The sequence below is a fragment of the Microbacterium gorillae genome (assembly GCF_050990725.1).
GTDB lineage: Bacteria > Actinomycetota > Actinomycetes > Actinomycetales > Microbacteriaceae > Microbacterium > Microbacterium gorillae_A.
Map to the genome: position 1 here is coordinate 1094339 of NZ_CP158844.1, position 17137 is coordinate 1111475.

17 protein-coding genes are annotated in these 17137 nt (G+C 67.9%); 12 read left to right on the plus strand and 5 right to left on the minus strand.

Going from position 1 to position 17137, the window contains the following annotated elements:
• Positions 1–13 precede the first annotated feature (13 nt).
• On the minus strand, positions 14–457 hold the full coding sequence (locus tag ABTV68_RS04800; RefSeq protein ID WP_433676478.1) for a hypothetical protein: 444 nt from the start codon (positions 455–457) through the stop codon (positions 14–16).
• Positions 458–625: 168 nt separating this feature from the next.
• Here ABTV68_RS04800 and sucC point away from each other — a divergent pair, with 168 nt between their 5' ends.
• The 3 genes from sucC to ABTV68_RS04815 all read left to right on the plus strand — a co-directional run bounded on the left by sucC (position 626) and on the right by ABTV68_RS04815 (position 3771).
• Positions 626–1795: an ADP-forming succinate--CoA ligase subunit beta gene (gene sucC / locus ABTV68_RS04805; RefSeq protein ID WP_433676479.1), complete on the plus strand. Its 1170-nt coding sequence runs from the start codon at positions 626–628 to the stop codon at positions 1793–1795.
• Positions 1796–1828: 33 nt separating this feature from the next.
• On the plus strand, positions 1829–2731 hold the full coding sequence (gene sucD / locus ABTV68_RS04810; protein WP_433676480.1) for a succinate--CoA ligase subunit alpha: 903 nt from the start codon (positions 1829–1831) through the stop codon (positions 2729–2731).
• A 71-nt stretch (positions 2732–2802) separates the two neighbouring features.
• On the plus strand, positions 2803–3771 hold the full coding sequence (locus tag ABTV68_RS04815; RefSeq protein WP_433676481.1) for a squalene cyclase: 969 nt from the start codon (positions 2803–2805) through the stop codon (positions 3769–3771).
• A gap of 4 nt (positions 3772–3775) precedes the next feature.
• Here ABTV68_RS04815 and ABTV68_RS04820 read toward each other — a convergent pair whose 3' ends face one another.
• The 3 genes from ABTV68_RS04820 to ABTV68_RS04830 all read right to left on the minus strand — a co-directional run bounded on the left by ABTV68_RS04820 (position 3776) and on the right by ABTV68_RS04830 (position 6443).
• Positions 3776–4735 (minus strand): epimerase, encoded by a 960-nt coding sequence (locus ABTV68_RS04820; RefSeq protein WP_433676482.1) that lies wholly within the window; start codon positions 4733–4735, stop codon positions 3776–3778.
• Positions 4732–5340 carry a DUF4166 domain-containing protein gene (locus tag ABTV68_RS04825; RefSeq protein ID WP_433676483.1) on the minus strand — a complete coding sequence of 203 codons (609 nt, stop codon included), beginning with the start codon at positions 5338–5340 and terminating at the stop codon, positions 4732–4734. The genes ABTV68_RS04820 and ABTV68_RS04825 overlap by 4 nt, the downstream gene beginning before the upstream one ends.
• Before the next feature lie 68 nt (positions 5341–5408).
• Positions 5409–6443: a LacI family DNA-binding transcriptional regulator gene (locus ABTV68_RS04830; RefSeq protein WP_433676484.1), complete on the minus strand. Its 1035-nt coding sequence runs from the start codon at positions 6441–6443 to the stop codon at positions 5409–5411.
• Positions 6444–6642: 199 nt separating this feature from the next.
• Here ABTV68_RS04830 and ABTV68_RS04835 point away from each other — a divergent pair, with 199 nt between their 5' ends.
• From ABTV68_RS04835 to ABTV68_RS04855, 5 genes are read left to right on the plus strand one after another with little or no spacing between them, the layout of a single operon-like run.
• Entirely contained in the window at positions 6643–7986 is a 1344-nt protein-coding gene (locus ABTV68_RS04835; protein ID WP_433676485.1) for an extracellular solute-binding protein, read from the plus strand.
• Between the two features lie 46 nt (positions 7987–8032).
• Positions 8033–8905, plus strand: a complete 873-nt coding sequence (locus tag ABTV68_RS04840; RefSeq protein ID WP_433677547.1) for a carbohydrate ABC transporter permease — start codon at positions 8033–8035, stop codon at positions 8903–8905.
• A 1-nt stretch (position 8906) separates the two neighbouring features.
• The gene (locus ABTV68_RS04845; RefSeq protein ID WP_433676486.1) at positions 8907–9788 is read left to right on the plus strand and encodes a carbohydrate ABC transporter permease; all 882 of its coding nucleotides are present in this window, start codon (positions 8907–8909) and stop codon (positions 9786–9788) included.
• Positions 9789–9829: 41 nt separating this feature from the next.
• Entirely contained in the window at positions 9830–10531 is a 702-nt protein-coding gene (locus ABTV68_RS04850) for a ThuA domain-containing protein (RefSeq protein ID WP_433676487.1), read from the plus strand.
• Complete coding sequence (locus tag ABTV68_RS04855; RefSeq protein WP_433676488.1) at positions 10516–11595, plus strand: Gfo/Idh/MocA family protein; 1080 nt, start codon at positions 10516–10518, stop codon at positions 11593–11595. The genes ABTV68_RS04850 and ABTV68_RS04855 overlap by 16 nt, the downstream gene beginning before the upstream one ends.
• A 62-nt stretch (positions 11596–11657) precedes the next feature.
• On the opposite strand, the gene ABTV68_RS04860 is transcribed toward ABTV68_RS04855, so the two are convergent.
• Entirely contained in the window at positions 11658–13055 is a 1398-nt protein-coding gene (locus tag ABTV68_RS04860) for an NCS2 family permease (RefSeq protein WP_433676489.1), read from the minus strand.
• 62 nt (positions 13056–13117) lie between these two features.
• Between ABTV68_RS04860 and ABTV68_RS04865 the strand changes: the two genes are divergently transcribed.
• From ABTV68_RS04865 to purH, 4 genes are all read left to right on the plus strand, one after another.
• Positions 13118–13561: a nitroreductase family deazaflavin-dependent oxidoreductase gene (locus tag ABTV68_RS04865; protein WP_433676490.1), complete on the plus strand. Its 444-nt coding sequence runs from the start codon at positions 13118–13120 to the stop codon at positions 13559–13561.
• 83 nt (positions 13562–13644) lie between these two features.
• Positions 13645–14856: a cell division protein PerM gene (locus ABTV68_RS04870; RefSeq protein ID WP_433676491.1), complete on the plus strand. Its 1212-nt coding sequence runs from the start codon at positions 13645–13647 to the stop codon at positions 14854–14856.
• A gap of 50 nt (positions 14857–14906) precedes the next feature.
• The gene (purN, locus tag ABTV68_RS04875; protein ID WP_433676492.1) at positions 14907–15500 is read left to right on the plus strand and encodes a phosphoribosylglycinamide formyltransferase; all 594 of its coding nucleotides are present in this window, start codon (positions 14907–14909) and stop codon (positions 15498–15500) included.
• A gap of 21 nt (positions 15501–15521) precedes the next feature.
• Positions 15522–17129 carry a bifunctional phosphoribosylaminoimidazolecarboxamide formyltransferase/IMP cyclohydrolase gene (gene purH / locus ABTV68_RS04880; protein WP_433676493.1) on the plus strand — a complete coding sequence of 536 codons (1608 nt, stop codon included), beginning with the start codon at positions 15522–15524 and terminating at the stop codon, positions 17127–17129.
• Positions 17130–17137 lie beyond the last annotated feature (8 nt).

Genomic DNA, 17137 nt, shown 5'->3' on the forward strand with positions numbered 1-17137 from the left:
GTGAAACTCAGTATCAGCCGAGCGGGTTCTGCGATCGGATCTCGTCGAGCATCGCCTTCGGCATCGCGAAGGCGCCGAAGGAGAGGTTGATCATGAGCGCCAGCTCCGGGTTCATGCCGGTGACCACGTTGCGTCCGCTCATCGGAACGCCGAACTTGGCCACGTCGCCGGTGTGCTCGAGCGCCCCGGTGGTGCTGGCGACCACCATGTAGTCCACCTCGTCCACGCGGGAGATGACGGGGTCGATCGTGCCACCCTCCGGATCGGTCACCGACGGAACGTAGACGGTCGCCGCAAGAAACGCCTCCACCAGCTCGATGTGGGTGGCCTCGCCCGCCTCGGCGCGCGATGCCAGCTCCGCGAGGAGGTCGGACGGATCGGCGACCTGCGGGATCGCGTCCGCGGCGGGTCCGAAGGCGGAGGCGGACTCGGGCGAGGGGGTGGCGCTGTCGTTCATCCTTCTGATTCTCCCAGATGTGCGGCGGGTTCCGCCGCCCCACCTGCCCGCGCACAGATCAGCGCCCGCGGCCACGGGCGCTCAGGCGGAGGTAGTAGGCTGTGATACCGGTCGTTATCTCGATATCGAGAGACTTTTTCCAGATCGCAGCCCACCGGAGGAACAACAGTGGATCTGTACGAGTACCAGGCACGTGACCTTTTCGAAAAGTACGGGGTGCCGGTTCTCGCCGGTATCGTCGCCGAGACTCCTGAGGAGGCGAAGGCGGCCGCCGAGAAGATCGGAACCGGTGTCGTCGTCGTCAAGGCTCAGGTGAAGACCGGCGGCCGCGGCAAGGCCGGCGGCGTCAAGGTCGCGAAGTCGCCGCAGGAGGCCTACGAAGCCGCCGAGGCGATTCTCGGAATGGACATCAAGGGCCACACGGTCCACAAGGTCATGGTCGCCGCGGGCGCCGACATCAAGCAGGAGTTCTACTTCTCCGTGCTGCTGGACCGCGCCAACCGCTCCTACCTGAGCCTGTGCTCGGTCGAGGGCGGCATGGAGATCGAGGTCCTCGCGGTCGAGAAGCCCGAGGCTCTCGCCCGCGTCGAGGTGAACCCGCTCACGGGCATCGACAAGGACAAGGCGCTGGAGATCGCCAAGCAGGCGAACTTCCCCGAGGAGCTCATCGACGCCGTCTCCGACGTGTTCGTCAAGCTGTTCGACGTGTACAAGGGCGAGGACGCCACGCTCGTCGAGGTGAACCCGCTCGTGCTCACCGGCTCGGGCGAGGTCGTCGCCCTGGACGGCAAGGTCTCGCTGGACGACAACGCCTCCGAGATCCGCCACCCCGAGCACGAGGATCTGGTCGACGAGGCCACCGAGAACCCGCTCGAGGCGAAGGCGAAGGCGGCCGGTCTCAACTACGTCAAGCTCGACGGTCAGGTCGGCATCATCGGCAACGGCGCGGGTCTGGTCATGTCGACCCTCGACGTGGTCGCGTACGCCGGTGAGAACCACGGCAGTGTGAAGCCCGCCAACTTCCTCGACATCGGTGGCGGTGCGTCCGCGGACGTCATGGCCGCGGGCCTGGACGTCATCCTCGGCGACGAGCAGGTCAAGAGCGTCTTCGTGAACGTCTTCGGCGGCATCACCGCCTGCGACGCGGTCGCCAACGGAATCAAGGGCGCCCTCGAGAAGCTGGGCTCCGCTGCCACCAAGCCGCTGGTCGTCCGCCTCGACGGCAACAAGGTCGACGAGGGTCGCGCGATCCTCGCCGAGTACGCGCACCCGCTGGTCACCCTCGCCGCCACCATGGACGAGGGCGCCGACAAGGCCGCCGAGCTGGCCAACGCCTGATCGCCTCGGACTCGGATTCAAAGGACTAGAGATATGTCGATCTACATCAACAAGGACTCCAAGGTCATCGTCCAGGGCATCACCGGTGGCGAGGGAACCAAGCACACCGCGCTCATGCTCAAGGCCGGCACCAACATCGTCGGTGGCGTGAACGCGCGCAAGGCCGGCACCACGGTCTCGCACGTGGACAAGGACGGCAATGCCGTCGAGCTTCCCGTGTTCGCCTCGGTCGAGGAGGCCATGACGGCCACCGGCGCCGACGTCTCCATCGCCTTCGTGCCGGGTGCGCACACCCGCTCCGCGATGATCGAGGCCATCGACGCCGAGATCCCGCTGCTGGTCGTCATCACCGAGGGCGTCCCGGTCGGCGACTCCGCCGAGGCCTGGGCGTACGCGACGGAGAAGGGCAACAAGACCCGCATCATCGGGCCGAACTGCCCCGGCATCATCACCCCCGGTGAGTCGCTGGTGGGCATCACCCCCGCCAACATCGCCGGCAAGGGCCCGATCGGCCTCGTCTCCAAGTCGGGCACGCTCACCTACCAGATGATGTTCGAGCTGCGCGACTACGGCTTCTCCACCGCCATCGGCATCGGTGGCGACCCGGTCATCGGCACCACGCACATCGACGCGCTGGCCGCGTTCGAGGCGGACCCGGAGACCAAGGCCATCGTCATGATCGGTGAGATCGGTGGTGACGCGGAGGAGCGCGCTGCCGAGTTCATCAAGGCGAACGTCACCAAGCCGGTCGTCGGCTACGTCGCGGGCTTCACCGCTCCCGAGGGCAAGACCATGGGTCACGCCGGCGCGATCGTCTCCGGCTCGGCCGGAACCGCGCAGGCGAAGAAGGAGGCCCTCGAGGCCGCCGGTGTGAAGGTCGGCAAGACGCCGTCCGAGACCGCCGCCCTGATGCGCGAGATCATCGCAGCCCTGTAAACGGGTCCATCGACGGCCCTCGGGAGAGATTCCGGGGGCCGTCGGCGTTCGTCGCGGAGTATCCTGCGACGATGGCGATCGATGACGCGGTGACCGACTGGCTGCTGGACTCCGACCCTGCGCTGCGCTGGCAGGTCGAACGTGATCTGCTGCGCCTGCCCGAAGAGCAATGGCGCGCGACGCGGGCGCGAGTGGCCTCCGAGGGATTCGGTGCGGCGCTGCTTGCCCGTCAGGATCCCGACGGACAGTGGGCGGGCGGATCGTACTTTCCCGCCGGCTTCTTCACGAGTCCGGAGCGGGAGCAGCCCGGCCAGCCGTGGGTCGCGACCACGTGGTCGTTGAAGGACCTGCGCGAGTGGGGCGTGGAGGCCGCCGAGCTCGGCGACACCGCAGATCGCATCGCCGCCAACAGCCGCTGGGACTACGACGATTTGCCGTATTGGGGCGGCGAGGTCGACGTGTGCATCAATTCGTTCACGCTGGCATCGGGGGCGTGGCTCGGAGCGGACGTGTCGGTGTTGGTGACCTGGTTCGCCGAGCATCAGCTCGCGGACGGCGGCTGGAACTGCGAGGCCGAGGAGGGGGACTCCGTCCGCTCCTCTTTCCACTCCACGCTGAATGCGCTGCGGGGCATGTTGGCGTACGAGCAGTACACCGGCGATGACACGCTGCGCGAGGTGCGCCATCGCGGCGAGGAGTACCTGCTGGAGCGGCGGCTGTTGTATCGAGCCTCGACGGGCGAGCGGGTCGGCGACTTCGTCGGACAGTTCATCAGTCCGAGCCGGTGGCGATACAGCGCGCTGGCAGCGCTGGACTACTTCCGTGAGGCGTCGCTCCACGATGGTCGGGAGCCGGATCCGCGTCTGGCCGACGCGATCGCGCTGGTGCGTGCCGCTCGCCAAGACGACGGGCGCTGGCTGCAGGGCGGGCACCTGGAGGGCCGCGTCTGGTTCGATGTCGACGTGACTCCCGGGGCGCCGTCGCGCTGGCTCACCCTCATCGGCACGCGCGTGCTGGATTGGTGGGACAGCGTGCGCTGAGCGGTCAGCGCGCCGTGACGATCGAGCGCAGCGCCTCGGGGAGATCCGGGTGCTGGAAGGCGAATCCGGCGTTCGTGAGCACTTCGGGCAGCACCCAGCGGGACTTCAGGATGAGCTCGGATTCCGTGCGGATCAGCATCGCACCGACCTCGCTCACCCAGCGCGGCATCGGCGGACCGATCACGACTCCGCACACCCGGCGCACTTCGCGCATCAGCTCGCGGTTGGTGACGGGGTCCGGCGCGGAGGCGTTGACCGCTCCGGACAGGTCGTCGCGCTCTTCGATCAGATCGATGGCCCGCGCGAGATCGTCGATGTGAATCCAGCTGAAGTGCTGCTCGCCGCGACGCGATCCGGGAACGTGTGCCGTACCGGCGGCTCGGCGCGCCCGGCTCACGGGCCACCAGCCATCCCAGTTGGACCCACCGAGGCCGCGGCGCGCCAGGGTGCGCAGCGTGGCGAGCACCCCGCCGTCGCCGAGCACGATGGCGGTGCGCAGCGCGACTCGTCGGGTCGCGGGAAGGACGTCCGCCATCAGCGCGCGCTCCCAGGCCTGCGCCACGGAAACCGAGAAGCCGCTGCCGATCTCTCCCGTCGACTCGGTCTGCGGGCGATCCATCGCGTGCCGGTAGATCGTGGCTGTGGAGGAGTTGATCCATACCGGCGGGGGAGTGATCGATGCGGCGATCGCCTGCGAGAGCGCGGCGGTCGTGTCCAGTCGCGAGCGAAAGATCTCGGCGCGATTCGACGCGTTGTAGCGACAGTTCACGCTCTTGCCGGCGAGACCGATCACGAGGTCCGCTCCGTCCACAGCGCGAAGGATACCCGCCGAGTCAGCCCAGGTGACATCGCAGCCGTGGCGTCCGATGGTGACCACCTCTCGCCCTGCCTCGCGGTAGCGGCGAACCAGGTGGGCGCCGACGAAACCGTTCGCGCCGCCGATGGCCACGCGTCCGTCGCTCACGCTTCCTCCTCGATGCGGTACCAGTGGAACGAACCCCGGTACTCGTACACGCGCCCCACGAGCGGGAGATCCAGCGTGAACGACATCCCCTGCGTGTCTCCCTCGGGGTACTCGACGATGCAGATGCGGGCGCGCAACCACGGCGGGGTGCCCAGCCGCAGGCGGCCGATGCGGAGCCCGATGCGACGACTCGTGATCGTCAGCATCCCATCGACGACGTCCAGATCGAACCGCGCCGCCACGCGGGTGGGCAGGCCGATGGCGTCTGCGGTTCCGCTGCCGCTGCGGGCGACGATATCGGTGGTCGTGAAGTCTCCGGTGGGCAGGTGGAAGGTGCGCACGCCGATCCCGCGATCGCCGATCGTGCGGTTCACCACGGTGAAGGGAACATCACGCCACCAGCCCGCCGGCACGACGCCGCTGCGCTCCAGGGGTCGAAGCAGCGGCCAGAGCCAGCGGCGCGGGGTGCCCACGACATGGAACACTCCCTCGCCCCGACCGACATGCCCGGCGGGGACGGTGTCGAAGTACCGCTGCAGCGCGGGCGCGAGCTGAGTTCGACGCGCGCCGAGCGCTGCCGCATACGGTGAGGTCGGTTGTGTCATCGTGCCCCCAGACGCTGATATTGAACACGTTCAGTTTCGCGTCTTGGGCGAGTCCTGTCAACTCGCGTTCAGCCGCGCGGCGGCGCCGTGGAGCCGCGGACCACGAGCTCCGTGGCCAGCTCCATGCGCGGCACATCGGCGCTGCCGCCCGCGATGAGCTGTAGCAGCGTGCGCACCGCCGTGCGACCGATGTCATGCAGCGGCTGCGCAACCGACGTGAGCTGCGGCAACGTCTGCTCTGCCAGGGGCGTGCCGTCGAAGCCGACGATGCTGAGGTCGCGCGGGACATCCAGCCCCCGCCGTCGCGCCTCATCCAGGATGCCCAGGGCGATCGTGTCGCTCGCCGCGAAGATGGCCGTCGGGGGATCCTCGAGATCGAGCACGGTTCGTGCGTTCGCGAGCCCGCCGGCCGGAGTGAATCCCGGGCCGTCGTAGAGATAGTCGGGACGCATGGGGATGCCGGCGGCCATCAGCGCCGCAAGGTAGCCGTGCATCCGCGCCTGATTGCATTCCGCGTTGGCAGGGCCGCCGAGGTAGGCGATGCGGCGATGGCCGAGGGCGAGGAGGTGCTCGGTGGCGGCCCGACCGCCGGCCCAGTTGGTCGAGCCGACGCTCGGAAGATCCGCCGCCGGGGTGTTCAGCGGATCGATCACCACGATGGGAAGTCCGCGCGAGGCGAATGCGGCGTGCTGGGCGGACGTCAGATCCGAGGTGACGGCGATCAACCCCTGCCGACCCGTGTCGATCATGCGGTCGGCCCACTCGTCGGCGTCGGTCAGATGCATGCTGCCCGGGTTGACGGAGGAGATGACGACATCCGCATCGACCTCGCGCGCGTGTTCCAGGATGCCGTTGAGTACGCCGACGGAGTATCCGTTGCGCACCTCGCCGATGACCAGGTCCACCATCGTCCGATTGCTGGTTCGCAGCCGTCTGCTGCGCGGTGAGCGATACCCGGCCTCGGCGATCAGCGACTGGATGCGCTCGCGAGTCTCATCGGAGACACCGCCGCGACCGTTGACCACCTTGGACACCGTCGGGACGGAAACTCCGGCGGCTTCGGCGATGCTGGCCAGATTCGGGCCCGGCAGCTCTCGGGTCATGTTTCCCTCCGAAGGAAAATTTTCGTTGGTTACATCCTGTCCTGTGCGGCGCTGCCTGGCAACAGAACACCGGTATTCCGGCTCAGGTTCGACCATTGACACCCGGGACTATCCCGACTACGGTCAGGGAAGCGAAAGTAGGCGCGAAACTTGCGCAAACTTTCGCACAACCTATCCCTCGTTTCAATGGAGAACTGAGATGGCACACAGCAGTCACCGTCTGTCACGTCGAATCCGCCTCGCCGCCGCAGTCGCGGCCTCCGCGATGGCGCTCTCGCTCGCCGCCTGCGGCACATCCGGGCCCACCGGCTCGGGCGGGGGGTCCGCTACCGGAGCCGCCACCATGTGGGCGCTGTCCGGTCAGCCGAAGGAGGGTCTGCGTCAGGACACCGTCGATGCGTTCAACAAGGCCAACCCCGACGAGAAGCTCGAGGTCACGTTCTTCCAGAACGACGCCTACAAGACCAAGATCCGTACCGCGATCGGTGCCGGCCAAGCTCCCACGCTCATCTACGGGTGGGGTGGCGGCACGCTCAAGGCCTACGCGGATGCCGGGCAGGTGGAAGATCTCACCTCGTTCTTCGCCGACAACCCCGAGGCGAAGGATCGACTGTTCGCGGGCTCGTTCGGCGCCGCCACGATCGACGACAAGATCTATGCGATGCCGATCCAGGACGTGCAGCCGATCGTGCTCTTCTACAACAAGAAGGTGTTCGCCGATGCCGGCGTCGAGCCGCCGAAGACCTGGGATGACCTGATGAGCCTGGTCACCACGTTCAATGAGAAGGGCATCGCCCCCATCTCGCTCGCCGGCCAGTCGCGCTGGACGTCGATGATGTGGCTGGAGTACCTGTTCGACCGCATCGGCGGCCCCGAAGTGTTCAACGACATCTTCCTCGGCAAGCCCGACGCCTGGTCGAATCCCGCGGCACTCGAGGCGCTGGAGAAGGCGCAGGACCTGGTCGCCGCGGACGGCTTCATCAAGGGCTTCAACACGATCACCGCCGACTCCAACGCTGACCAGGCACTGCTGTACACCGGCAAGGCCGCCATGATGCTGCACGGCGGATGGACCTACGGCTCGATGAAGGCGGACGGCCAGAACTTCGTCCAGGACGGCGACCTCGGCTTCGTCGCCTTCCCGACCATCGAGGGCGGCGTCGGAGACGCGGAGAACGTCGTCGGCAACCCGGCCAACTACCTGTCGATCTCCTCCTCCGCCTCTGACGAGCAGAAGAAGATCGCCGAGGACTACCTCAAGACCGGCCTGTTCACCGACGCCGAGATCGACGGCCTCATCGAGAACGGCGCCGTGCCGGTCGTCAACGGCGTGGACGACAAGCTCGCCGCCACGGACGACGCCGACTACCTGACCTTCGTCTACCAGCTCGCGGGCAACGCACCGAGCTTCCAGCAGTCGTGGGACCAGGCGCTGAGCCCCACCGCGGCCGAGGCCCTGCTCAACAACATCGATCAGCTGTTCTCGCGCTCCATCACCCCGGAGGAGTTCGCGGCGAACATGAACAAGACGATCGGGGAGTGACGTGAGCGCGAACACCGCGCGACCGCTCGTTCCCGCCTCCCGTCGCGTGGGCGCGACGGGAGGCCTGAGCTGGCTCGCAGCCCCCGCGCTGGTCTACTTCGTGATCTTCGCGATCGTCCCGCTGGTCGGCGTGCTCGCACTGAGCTTCACCGCCTGGGACGGCATCGGGGCCATCACGTTCTCCGGCATCGAGAACTGGGGCGTCGTCTTCGCCGATCCCGGAACCTGGCGCGCGTTCGGTCTCACGATCGTCGTGATGGTGCTGTCGTGGCTGGTGCAGACCCCGATCAGCCTGCTGCTGGGGGTCTTCACCGCCGGAACGCAGCGGTACCGGGCCGTGCTCGCGGTCCTGTACTTCCTGCCGCTGCTGCTCTCCTCGGCCGCCATCGCCGTCGCGTACAAAGCGCTGTTGGATCCGAACTTCGGGCTGGCTGCCGGTCTCGGCCTTCCCTTCCTCGCACAGGACTGGCTGGGGGACCCGGCGCTGGCGATGGGGGTCGTGATCTTCGTGATCGCGTGGCAGTTCGTTCCCTTCCACACCCTCATCTACCAGGGCGGCGTGCGGCAGATCCCGCAGTCGATGTACGAGGCGGCGCAGCTGGACGGTGCCGGACGCATCGCGCAGTTCTTCCACATCACGCTGCCGCAGCTGAAGTACACGATCATCACGTCCTCGACGCTGATGACCGTGGGCTCACTCACCTATTTCGATCTGATCTTCGTGCTCACCGGGGGAGGGCCGGCGAACTCCACCCGCATCCTTCCCCTGGACATGTACCTCACCGGCTTCAAGGCCAACCAGATGGGGCTGGCCAGCGTGATCGCGGTGATCCTGGTGCTGCTCGGCCTCGGCCTCGCGCTGTTCCTGCAGCGCCTGGGCGGCACGGACAAGTCGGCCAGCCAGTTGGACGGAGCCTGAGATGACGACCACGACCACCCTTGTCGTCCCGCGCGAGGCCGACCGCCGACGCGCACGACGCAGCAGCACGGGGCGCCCGAACCTGTTCGGCGGGCTCGCCGGCTGGATCTGGCTCGCCATCATCATCGTGCCCGTGTACTACGTCGTCATTACGAGCCTGAAGCATCAGGCGGACTACTTCGGCCAGAACCCGCTGGCGCTGCCGATGAACCCGACGCTGGACAACTACACCGCTGTGATCGAGGCCGATTTCGTGCGGTACTTCATCAACAGCGTCCTCATCACGGTGGGCGCGGTGGTGCCGACCCTCGCGCTGTCGTTCATGGCGGCCTACGCGATCGTTCGCGGTCGCAGCCGCTTCCTGCGGATCGCGAACAGCACGTTCCTCATGGGACTTGCGATTCCGCTGCAGGCGACGATCATCCCGGTGTATCTGATGATCATCCGACTCAACCTCTACGACAGCCTGCTGGCGATCGTGCTGCCTTCGGTGGCATTCGCGATTCCGCTCAGCGTGCTGCTGCTGTCGAACTTCATCCGCGACGTTCCGAACGAGCTGTTCGAGTCCATGCGCCTCGACGGCTGCAGCGAATGGCAGACCCTGTGGCGGCTCGCGCTGCCGCTGACGAAGCCGGCGATCGTCACGGTGGCCATCTACAACGCGCTGGGCGTGTGGAACGGATTCCTCCTTCCGCTCGTGCTCACGCAGAGCCCCGACCTGCGCGTGCTGCCGCTGGCGCTGTGGAGCTTCCAGGGCGAGTTCAGCGTGAACATCCCGGCCGTGCTGGCGTGCGTCGTGCTGACCACGCTGCCGCTGGTGGTGGTGTATATCTTTGGTCGTCGCCAGCTGGTGAGCGGCCTGACCGCGGGCTTCAGCAAGTGAGCGCCGCCCGCGACAACGATTCGACAGATGAAAGGCAGAACATGACGAACACGGAGAAATCGGCGCTCATCGTCCGTGGCGGCTGGGACGGGCACGCACCCGTCGAGGCGACGGAGCTCTTCATCCCGTTCCTCCAGGACAACGGCTATGCGGTGCGCATCGAGGAGAGCCCGGCGATCTACGCGGACGCCGAGGCCATGCCCGGATTCGACCTCATCGTGCAGTGCAACACGATGAACACCATCCAGCGCGAGGAGCAGCAGGGGCTGCGGGCGGCGATCGAGGCGGGCGCCGGTATGGCGGGCTGGCACGGCGGGATCGCCGACTCCTACCGCAATGACTCCGACTACCTGCAGCTCATCGGTGGTCAGTTCGCCACGCACCCCGGCAAGCATCCGGACGAGCGGCACGGGGAGCAGTCCGACAACTACCTCCCGTACACGGTGGAGATCACCGACCTGGGTCGCACACACGAGATCATGGCGGGGCTGGAGGACTTCGAGCTCACCACCGAGCAGTACTGGGTGCTGCACGACGATCTGATCGACGTGCTCGCCACCACCACCCACCCGGTCCAGCCGTACCACCCGTGGCATCGACCGATCACATCGCCCGCGGTGTGGACGAGGGACTGGGGCAAGGGGCGGATCTTCGTGGCCACGCCGGGTCACTCCGTGGACGTGCTGCAGGACGCGAACGTTCGCACGATCATCGAGAGGGGCATGCTGTGGGCCAGCCGCTGAATGTCGGCATCATCGGGTGCGGGAGCATCGTCGCGCAGTACCTGGCGACCTTTGCGCGGCTGGAGACTGTGCGCCTGGTCGCGGTCGCCGACCTCATGGCCGAGCGTGCGGAGGCGGTGGCCGCTCAGGTCCCGGGCGTGCGGGCGCTCAGCATCGATGAGCTGCTCGCGGACCCGGAGATCGCTCTCGTGGTGAATCTGACCATCCCGCTCGCGCACGCCGAGGTGTCGGAGCGGATCATCGCCGCGGGCAAGGACGTGTACAGCGAGAAGCCGCTCGCGGCCGATGGCGCCGCGGGCGCGGGAGTGCTGCGCGTCGCCGCGGACGCCGGTCGATGGGTGGGCTGTGCTCCGGACACGGTGCTCGGCACGGGCACGCAGACTGCTCGGCGGGTGATCGAAGACGGCGGCATCGGGCGACCCATCGCCGCCACGGCGACGATGGTCACCCCTGGACACGAGCGCTGGCACCCGAACCCCGACTTCTACTACCTACCCGGCGGCGGCCCGCTGCTGGACATGGGTCCATACTACGTGAGCGCGCTGATTCACCTGCTCGGCCCCGTGGTGAGTGTGATCGGATCCGCGAGCCGACTGCGTGAGGAGCGCGTCATCGGCTCAGGGGATCGCGTGGGGGAGCGGGTTCCCGTGGAGATCGACACGCACATCACGGGGGTGCTGGAGCATGCCTCCGGAGCGCTGTCGACGCTGGTGATGTCGTTCGACGCCGTGGCCACACGCTCCGCCAACATCGAGGTGCACGGCGAGACCGGATCCATGGTGGTCCCGGATCCCAACACCTTCGACGGCGACGTGCTGGTGCGGACGCTGGGCGACGCGGACTGGGTGGTGCAGGAGCCATCGGCCGGGTACATCGATGCCGGTCGCGGTGTCGGAATCCACGACCGCGCGCTGGTCGGCGATGCCGCACGCGCCTCGGGGGAGGTGGGCTACCACGCCCTCGACATCATGGAGTCCGTGCTGCGTGCCGCCGCGACGCGGACGTCGGTCACCGTGGCGTCGACGTGCACCGTTCCGCCCCGGGTGGAGCTGCAGGCGCTCTGACTTCATGACGCGCAAAAGGGCTGCAATCCCGTGGCGGATTGCAGCCCTTTTGCGAGATCGGATCAGGCGATGCCGAAGGCCGCCTCGATCGGACCGCGAGCGAAGTAGATCACGAAGCCGATGGCCACCACCCACAGCAGCGGGTGGATGATCTTGGCCTTCTTCGACAGCGCGTTCACGACGACCCAGCTGACGAAGCCGGCGCCGATGCCGTTGGCGATCGAGTACGTCATCGGCATGACGGTGACCGTGAGGAACACGGGCAGCAGCACGCGGAAGTCCGCGAAGTCGATGTTCTTGATCTGCGACAGCATCATCGCGCCGACCAGCACCAGAGCGGCCGAGGCCACGGCACCCGGCACGAGGGAGGTCAGCGGGGTGAAGAACATCGCCAGCAGGAACAGCACACCCGTGACGGATGTCGCCAGGCCCGTGCGAGCGCCCTCGCCGATGCCGGCGCTGGACTCGACGAACACCGTGGCGGAGGAGGACGAAGTGCCACCACCGACGATGGCGCCGACACCCTCGACGACGAGCGCCGACTTGATACGCGGGAAGTCGCCCTTCTCGTCCGCCAGGTTCGCCTCGCGGGCGAGACCGGTCATGGTCCCCATGGCGTCGAAGAAGTTCGAGAACACGAGCGTGAAGACGATCATCACGAGCGCGACGACGCTGACCTTGCCGAGGTCGAAGCCGAAGTCCACCTGGCCGACGAGGCTGAGGTCGGGCAGGCTCACGATGCTGCCGTCGAACGTGAACAGATCCTGCGGCCAGATCAGGTTGACGATCGCGGCGACGACGGTGCCGCCGACGAGAGCGATCAGGATGGCACCCTTGACCTTCAGAGCGATGAGGACGCCGCCCACCAGCACGGTGATGACGAACAGCAGGGTGGCGACAGAGGCGACCGAGCCGCCGATGCCCAGGTCGACCGGCGGAGACGGGTTGAGGGTGGAGGTCACGAACCCGGCGTTGACGAAGCCGATGAACGCGATGAACAGGCCGATGCCGACCGTGATGGCGAGCTTGAGCTGCACCGGAACCGCATCGAAGATCATCTTCCGCAGGCCCGTGGCCGCGAGCAGCACGATCACCACACCGTTGATGACCACCAGCGCCATCGCCTCGGGCCAGGTGACCTGACCGACGACGGAGAATGCCAGGAAGGCGTTGATGCCGAGACCGGCGGCGAAGGCGAACGGCAGGCGGGTGACGATGCCGAACAGCAGCGTCATCACACCGGCGGTCAGGGCGGTGGCCGCGGCGACAGCCGGGCCGGCGAGCGTGTTGCCGTCGACGTCGGGCGTCCCGAGGATGATGGGGTTCAGGATCACGATGTACGCCATCGTCACGAAGGTGACGAGACCGCCGCGGAGCTCTGCTCCAACGGTGGATCCGCGTTCGGTGATATGGAAGAAGCGATCGAGTGCGGTGGTGGGCTGGGCTGGCGCCGTGGCCATGAGGCTCCTCATACGTGTCAGGGTGGGGGTGAGGCGCGTATCCTCCGAGGTGGAGGTACGATATGCCGCTCTCAGGAATTTACCAGCCAGGACGATACGAGTGGTCCCGCAAGCAGGCCGAGGAGTACGAAGCCTCGAACGGTGCCGAGGCCGCCGACCTGCAGGGCAGGCCCATCATCGTGCTGACCACGCTCGGGGCTCGCTCGGGAGCGCTGCGCAAGACGGCGCTGATGCGCGTCGAACATGACGGACGTTACGTGGTGGTGGCGTCCAAGGGCGGTGCGCCCGAGCACCCGGCCTGGTATTGGAACGTCCGGAAGAATCCGCACGTCGAATTGCAGGATGGTCCGGACAAGCGCGACTACATCGCACGGGAACTCGCAGGACCGGAGCGCGAGGAATGGTGGGCGCGGGCCTGCGAGGCGTGGCCGCCGTACGCCGACTACCAGACCAAGACCGATCGACTCATTCCGCTCTTCGTGCTGGAGCCCGTCACCGCGGAGTGACCTCCCGGCATCGCTGAGAACTGGCGGGACGGCGGCGCGGGAGCGTGGGCGTTGCACGCGCGCCCGGGTAGGGTCGGAACGCCATGCACCGCCTCACCGTCGCCCTTCTCGCCGCCTTCGACGCGCTCGTCGCCGCAGCCGTGGGGCTCGCCGTCATCGGGGCACCGCTCGCGCTGTTCTGGGCGACCGCTGCCGACGCCTCGTGGGCGGGGCTGTGGCCCCTGATCGCGAAGATCTGGCAGCTCGGGGGACTGGCACCCGTCACGCTCACGCTGCCCGAGTCGCTGCTCACCGCCCTCGGCGTCGCCCCGGACGCGGGCGGATTCATCTTCTCGCTCGCACCGCTGGCCCTCACGGCGTTCGTCGCGATCTTCGCCGCTCGCTCTGGCGTGCGCGCGATGCGAGCGGGCGCGGGGACCGCCGGAGTGCTCTCCGGAGCCGTCGTCTACACGGCCATCGCCGTCATCGTGCAGCTCACGTCTGCGGCGCCGCTTGCCCACACGATTACGTGGCAGGCGATCCTGCACCCGGCCCTGGTGTACGCGGTGCCCGCGGTTGTCGGCGCGCTGGTTGTCGCCTGGCGTGACGGTGATCGTGGGCTCGTCGACTGGGTGCATGACCGCGTCGACGAGACGTCCGTGCAGTGGAGTGAGCTGCCGGCGCTCGCCGCGCGCGGGATCGCGATCACGTGTGTGTCGCTCGTTGGCGCGGGTGCGCTCGCGGTCCTCGTGGCGGTCGTGCTGCGCGGTGGCGAGGTGATCTCGCTGTTCCAGTCCGCACGCGTCGACGTGTGGGGGGCGGTCTTGATCTCTCTCGCTTCCTTCGCCTACCTCCCCACACTCGTCGTCTGGGCACTCGCCTGGATCAGCGGCGCCGGGATCACGGTCGGCGTCGGCTCCACGCTGACTCCCGCGGCCGTGCATCTCGGGGTGGTTCCCGCGCTGCCGCCCCTCGGCCTTCTGCCCAGTGGAGGGACGCCGCTGATGCTGGCCGTCGTGATCGTGCCGGTCGCCATCGGTGCTCTGGCGGGATGGGTGCTGCGTTCCGAGTTCGTCGCCGTGCTGGGGGAGGACGAACCGCTCCTGCCGCGCATCGTGCTGAGCCTCAGCGTCGCGGCCGGCGCAGCAGGATTCGTCGCGATCCTCGGTGCACTGGCGCGGGGTGGCATCGGCCCCGGACGACTCGTCGAGCTCGGCCCGCACCCGGGCTTCGTCGCGCTCGCGGTCGGGGTCGAGGTTCTGGTGGGAGTGGCCATCCTGCTGCTGTCGCCGCGCCGTCACCGCGACGAGTTCTGAGCGGCTGTCCCGCGTACGGGCGCTCTTCCGAGCGCCGGTAGACTGAGGGCGTGCTGTCGGCTGTCGTGCTCATCTCGGGAACCGGATCGAACCTGCGTGCGCTGCTGGAGGCAGCGAGCGTCGCGGACTATCCGGTGCGTGTCGTCGCGGTCGGCGCGGATCGTGAGGCCGAGGGGCTCGCACACGCGGAGGCCTTCGGGATTCCGACTTTCGTGGTCCCGTGGCGCGGCAAGGACGAGCGAGTCGCGTGGGGTGACGAGCTGCTGCACCAGCTCGAGGTGTGGAACCCCGACATCGTCGTGCTGTCCGGGTTGATGAAGCTGCTGCCGCCGGCCGTGGTCGCTCGCTTCTCGCCGCGCATCATCAACACCCACCCCGCCTATCTGCCCGAGTTCCCCGGTGCCCACGGTGTGCGCGATGCGCTCGCGGCCGGCGTCACCGAGACCGGTGCCAGCGTGATCGTGGTCGACGATGGCGTCGACGCGGGACCGATCCTCGCGCAGCGCCGGGTGCCGGTGCTGCCCGGCGATGACGAGGCCACCCTCCACGACCGCATCAAGCCCGTCGAACGAGAGCTGCTCATCGACGTCGTCCGCCGTATCGCGACGGGGGACATCGACCTCACGGCGCCCACGCACTCCTGACCCCCATCTGAAAGAGGAACCATGGCCGGCCACAGCCACGACCCCGCCGACTACCGGGAGCGCGACGTCGTCCCCGTCCGCCGCGCGCTCATCTCCGTGAGCGACAAGTCCGGACTGCTGGAGCTGGCCGCGGCCCTCTCCGCCGCCGGCGTGGAGATCGTCTCCACCGGCTCGACCGCAGCCACCATCCGCGACGCGGGGCACACCGTCACAGATGTGGCGAGCATCACCGGCTTCCCGGAGATGCTCGATGGCCGCGTCAAGACGCTGCACCCGAGCGTGCACGGCGGGTTGCTGGCCGATCTTCGCCTGGAGGACCACGAGCGCCAGCTCGCCGACTTCGACATCCGTCCGTTCGAGCTGGTCGTGGTCAACCTCTACCCCTTCGTGGAGACCGTGGCTTCAGGCGCGCAGGGCGATGCTGTCGTCGAGCAGATCGACATCGGCGGTCCCGCGATGGTTCGTGCGTCGGCGAAGAACTACGCCAACGTGGCGATCGTCGTCTCGCCGTCGTCGTACCCGTCGATCATCGATGCGGTGGCGGCGGGCGGCACGTCGCTCACGCAGCGTCGCGAACTGGCGGCGCGCGCGTTCTCGCACACCGCTTCATACGATGCCGCCGTGGCCGCGTGGTTCTCCGGCGAGACCCTCGGCGAGGGCATTGAGCTCCCCGAGCATCTCACCATTCAGGCCGAGCGCCTGAACACGCTGCGCTACGGCGAGAACTCGCACCAGCGCGCTGCGATCTACACCCGCCAGGGTGGGCGTGGCATCGCGCAGGCCACGCAGCTGCAGGGCAAGGAGATGTCGTACAACAACTACGTTGACGCCGATGCTGCCCTCCGCGCCGCGTACGACATGGTGAAGCCCGCTGTCGCCATCATCAAGCACGCGAACCCCTGCGGTATCGCGGTTGCCGCACCCAACGCGCTCGACCCGATCGCGTCGGCACACCTGCGCGCCCACGAGTGCGACCCGGTGTCGGCCTACGGCGGTGTGATCGCCGCCAACGGCACCGTGACGCTGAAGATGGCGGAGAACCTCGCCGACATCTTCACCGAGGTCATCGTCGCTCCCTCGTACGAGCCCGCCGCGCTGGAGGCCTTCAGTCGCAAGAAGAACCTGCGGGTGCTGCAGCTTCCGGCGGACTGGCAGCAGGAGGAGATGGACGTTCGGCTGGTCTCCGGCGGCCTGCTGCTGCAGGACGCTGACCGGTTCCCGTCCGACATCCTGTCGGTCGCCGAGAACTGGGAGCTGGTCTCGGGCGAGCGCCCCGCCGAGGAGGAGATGGAGAATCTCATCTTCGCGTGGAAGACGTGTCGTGCCGTCAAGAGCAACGCGATCGTGCTGGCTAAGAACCTCGCCACCGTCGGCGTGGGTATGGGCCAGGTCAACCGTGTCGACTCCTGCCGCCTGGCCGTGGAGCGCGCGGGAGACCGCGCCGCCGGTTCGGTGGCCGCGTCCGACGCCTTCTTCCCCTTTGCCGACGGCGCGCAGGTGCTGATCGACGCCGGCGTCTCCGCCATCATCCAGCCCGGCGGCTCGGTCCGCGACCCCGAGGTCATCGCCGCGGCTCAGGCCGCGAACGTGACGATGTTCTTCACGGGAGAGCGCCACTTCTTCCACTGAGCGAGTGA

What these genes read in the sequence shown, in the direction of transcription:
- ABTV68_RS04860 (WP_433676489.1), bottom strand. Translation starts at nt 13,055, where the DNA reads ATGGCCACGGCGCCAGCCCAGCCCACCACCGCACTCGATCGCTTCTTC.
- ABTV68_RS04815 (WP_433676481.1), top strand. Translation starts at nt 2,803, where the DNA reads ATGGCGATCGATGACGCGGTGACCGACTGGCTGCTGGACTCCGACCCT.
- ABTV68_RS04845 (WP_433676486.1), top strand. Translation starts at nt 8,907, where the DNA reads ATGACGACCACGACCACCCTTGTCGTCCCGCGCGAGGCCGACCGCCGA.
- ABTV68_RS04850 (WP_433676487.1), top strand. Translation starts at nt 9,830, where the DNA reads ATGACGAACACGGAGAAATCGGCGCTCATCGTCCGTGGCGGCTGGGAC.
- ABTV68_RS04865 (WP_433676490.1), top strand. Translation starts at nt 13,118, where the DNA reads ATGCCGCTCTCAGGAATTTACCAGCCAGGACGATACGAGTGGTCCCGC.
- ABTV68_RS04870 (WP_433676491.1), top strand. Translation starts at nt 13,645, where the DNA reads ATGCACCGCCTCACCGTCGCCCTTCTCGCCGCCTTCGACGCGCTCGTC.
- ABTV68_RS04830 (WP_433676484.1), bottom strand. Translation starts at nt 6,443, where the DNA reads ATGACCCGAGAGCTGCCGGGCCCGAATCTGGCCAGCATCGCCGAAGCC.
- ABTV68_RS04825 (WP_433676483.1), bottom strand. Translation starts at nt 5,340, where the DNA reads ATGACACAACCGACCTCACCGTATGCGGCAGCGCTCGGCGCGCGTCGA.
- purH (WP_433676493.1), top strand. Translation starts at nt 15,522, where the DNA reads ATGGCCGGCCACAGCCACGACCCCGCCGACTACCGGGAGCGCGACGTC.
- ABTV68_RS04835 (WP_433676485.1), top strand. Translation starts at nt 6,643, where the DNA reads ATGGCACACAGCAGTCACCGTCTGTCACGTCGAATCCGCCTCGCCGCC.
- sucD (WP_433676480.1), top strand. Translation starts at nt 1,829, where the DNA reads ATGTCGATCTACATCAACAAGGACTCCAAGGTCATCGTCCAGGGCATC.
- ABTV68_RS04800 (WP_433676478.1), bottom strand. Translation starts at nt 457, where the DNA reads ATGAACGACAGCGCCACCCCCTCGCCCGAGTCCGCCTCCGCCTTCGGA.